The following is a 3,743-nucleotide window of genomic DNA, read 5'->3' as shown; positions in this document are numbered from 1 at the left end:
GGGAAATTCCCGCGGAAAGCGCCAGAAATGGCGAAATTCCGAAGTTCCAAAAGCCACTCTTCGGAACGACGCCACCTTCCGCCCTGTCAGGTCTCGTTGTTCAGACCTTCCTTAGGTCGTGGTTACGTGCATCTTACCCACGACTACAATTATGCGAAGTTCGATAAGTTGCTGGGCCTTAACGGTGAAATGGTCCGCAACCCGGACATGGCCAAGGAACCGGAAATCGCTGCGAAGGTTTTAGTTGTCGGTATGCGTGACGGCTTATTCACAGGCAAGCCTCTTGATCGCTACATCGATAATGATAGCCACGACGTCTACAACGCGCGACGCGTGGTCAACGGAGTTACTCCTAGCAAACCCTGGAGCGTAAAGGCAGCCAAGGAATGCGAGGAGTATGCGGGTAATTGGGAACGTCGCGTTCCGGATCTGATCGAAAGCGTAAAACGCGATGGAGTCGACCTCAAGCACAGCGTGACGTCTGGTTCGACATCTCATCAAGCTTCGAAGTCTAATGATGGCAAGCTCGAACAAGGCGAGCGCGGCGAACAGGTGAAGCAGCTTCAAGGCCAGCTTGCTCAGTTTGGCGCTGTTGGCCGCGATGGAAAACCGCTACACGCTGATGGCGACTTTGGCGGCAACACAAAGTATGCGGTCGAGCAATTCCAACGCGAGCACGGATTGCAGATAGATGGCGTCGTGGGGAAGCAGACGCAGGCGGCTTTGAGCCAAGCGTTGGCGCAGCACACCGCCAAGCAAGCCGAGCAGACGAGTGCTACTACTGTGCCGGCACAGTCCAGCCTCTTGCTTTCCGATCCTCGCCACCCCGACAACGGCATGTTCGTCGGCATGGTAGGCAAGCTGGAAGCCCTGGGCGAGCGCGGCGGCTTTGCCAACCGCAAAGAACTTGAGCAGGCGGCCGGACAAATTGTGTTCGAGTCTAAGGTGAGCGGTCTCCAACGCATCGACCATGTGGTGCCGAACAAGGGCGGCGACGGTTTCTTCGCAGTGCAGGGTGAGATGACCGACCCGGCAATGCAGCGTGTGTTCGTGGATCGCAATCAGGCGCAGAACCAGCCACTGGAACAGAGCAGCCGTCAGGTGGCTGAGGAAAGCCAGCGTCAGGCCCAGCAGAGTGCATACCAGGCGCAGCAACACGCCGAGACGCGCAGCGGCCCTAGCCTGTAAAGGAAGATAACGTTCGATGGATGGCCCCGGCACTGACCGGGGCCATTTTCTTTCGTGCAGGTACGCAACGCATCTGCTTCTTCGACAAGGACCGCGGCGCGGAGATCTTTGTGCGCGCGTGCGGCGGCAACTACCTGGCGCTGGAAAATGGTTCGCCGACTGGCTTCAATCCTTTCAGTGCCGACGTCCCCCCAATTTTGACCAACGCTTCGCGATCTCTCAGCAATAGCGATGAATACGTATGCACGCCCACGCTGTTGGAGTGCCACGCCGCTAGGCTAACGCCCTTAGTCGGCGGCCGTGTTGGCTGCCAGCAGTGGCCCGGGAGGGGCGCGCATGTTGCAGACACCATGGTGGCGCGGGGCCGTCATCTATCAGATCTATCCGCGTAGCTTTCTTGATTCCAATGGCGATGGGGTCGGCGATCTGCCGGGCATCATTGCCAAGCTCGACTACATCGCTGGGCTGGGTGCGGATGCCATCTGGATCTCGCCGTTCTTCAAGTCGCCGATGGCAGATTTCGGCTATGACATCGCGGACTATCGTGCGGTGGATCCGTTGTTCGGGACGCTGGACGATTTCGACCGTCTGCTCGACAAGGCGCATGCGCTTGGCCTGAAGGTGATGATCGATCAGGTGTTGAGCCACACCTCGATCGAACATGCGTGGTTCCAGGAAAGCCGTCAGGACCGGACCAATGCGAAGGCGGATTGGTATGTGTGGGCCGATCCGCGCGAGGATGGGACGCCGCCCAACAACTGGTTGTCGCTCTTCGGTGGTGTGGCGTGGCAGTGGGAGCCGCGGCGCGAGCAGTACTATCTGCACAACTTCCTGGTCGATCAGCCTGACCTGAATTTCCATAATGCCGAGGTGCAGCAGGCAACCCTGGACAATGTACGGTTCTGGTTGGACCGCGGGGTGGATGGCTTCCGCCTGGATGCGATCAACTTCTGCTTCCATGACGCGCAGCTGCGCGATAACCCGGCCAAGCCGGCCGACAAGCGGGTGGGGCGGGGCTTCAGTGCGGACAATCCGTATGCCTATCAGTACCACTACTTCAACAACACGCAGCCGGAGAACCTGGCGTTCCTGGAGCGCCTGCGTGCCTTGCTCGATCGCTATCCGGATGCGGTAAGCCTGGGCGAAATCTCTTCGGAAGACTCGCTGGCGACCACGGCCGAATACACCGCCAAGGGCCGCTTGCATATGGGCTACAGCTTCGAGCTGTTGGTGCAGGATTACAGCGCGGCCTATATCCGCCAAACGGTCAGCAGGCTCGAGGCCACCATGTTGGAAGGATGGCCGTGCTGGGCCATTTCCAACCACGATGTGGTGCGTGCGGTGACACGTTGGGGCGGTGAAGATGCGTCGCCTGCGTTCGCTCGCATGGTAGTTGCGCTGCTATGTTCGTTGCGTGGTTCGGTTTGCCTGTACCAGGGCGAGGAGCTTGGGCTGGGCGAGGCGGATGTGGCATTCGAGGATCTGCAGGATCCGTACGGCATCACGTTCTGGCCGACCTTCAAGGGCCGCGACGGGTGCCGTACGCCGATGCCGTGGACCGATGCGCCATCGGCGGGTTTTACCAGCGGCAAGCCGTGGTTGCCGTTGTCCGAGCCGCATCGTCTGGCTGCAGTGAGTGTGCAGCAGGACGATGCCCGGTCTGTGCTACGCGCGGTGCGGGCATTTCTGAGTTGGCGCAGGAGCATGCCGGCCTTGCGCGAAGGGACGATCGCGTTCTACGACACCGCAGAGCCGGTGCTGATGTTCCGGCGTGAGCATGCGGGCCAGGTCATGCTGTTGGCGTTCAATTTGTCTGCAGACATCACCGAGCTGGCACTGCCTGCAGGTGCATGGGGGCAGATCGATGTGCCGGGGGTGGAGCGTGGCGTGATCGAGCATGGCCGCGTGCGCTTGCCGGGGCATGCTGTGGTTTGCGCAATGGGCGGAGAGTGACGCTGTCGCCTCACAGAGAGCTTTATGAGGATGTTTGATTGATACCGGCGAGGCATTTCATTGGGATGCCTCGCTTTTTTGTGGTGGATTGTGAGATCCGAATGAGCGTGCATGCGAGGCGCGGTGCCTGGTCGGCGAGTCAAGATAGGTTATGGGGTGGTGCCGCTGCAGGAGATGGTTATGTATCTCGTCTCGGTTGTATCGGCATTGCGCTCGATCCTTCCAACCTGTACCGAACAATTCGACCCGAATGGGAGATGCTGTGTAAAGAAAAGCCGCCGGTGTTTAGCCGGCGGCTTTTCTTCGTTGGAGATTTTGAGGTTCTAGAGCGAGACGCTTTGATTGCATTCCGCGTAATAGATCATCGCTCCTGACGGGAGATCTACCAAGAGGTGAAAGCAGGGCTTCTTGGATGTTGAGGGAGTTGGCGTGGAATCCGTACCCTCACCCCAAGCCCTCTCCCGGAGGGAGAGGAGCTAAGGAAGGTCTGATCAACTCACCGCAGATGCGCGACACTATCGCCTTATGTAGAGGATTCATCCATGCAGCTGACGTTCGGTGACGCTGAGGGCTTGGGCAAGCGTAAGCAGACCCGGCGCGAG

Annotated in this window: 2 protein-coding genes; both read left to right on the top strand. The window is 59.3% G+C overall.

The genetic code is table 11. The features are described from left to right. Positions 1–1,188, top strand: a 1,188-nt coding sequence (locus tag J7360_RS21570) for an XVIPCD domain-containing protein (protein WP_244667881.1), incomplete at its 5' end; no start/stop codon positions are given. A gap of 336 nt (positions 1,189–1,524) precedes the next feature. Beyond that, on the top strand, positions 1,525–3,141 hold the full coding sequence (locus J7360_RS21120; RefSeq protein ID WP_209034793.1) for an alpha-glucosidase: 1,617 nt from the start codon (positions 1,525–1,527) through the stop codon (positions 3,139–3,141). The last annotated feature ends 602 nt before the right edge of the window (positions 3,142–3,743 follow it).

It is taken from the genome of Xanthomonas sp. D-99 (assembly GCF_017746145.1).
In the GTDB taxonomy this organism is placed as follows: domain Bacteria; phylum Pseudomonadota; class Gammaproteobacteria; order Xanthomonadales; family Xanthomonadaceae; genus Xanthomonas; species Xanthomonas cissicola.
The sequence above is the reverse complement of the archived record's forward strand: the minus strand, read 5'-3'. Positions and strand labels throughout refer to the sequence as shown.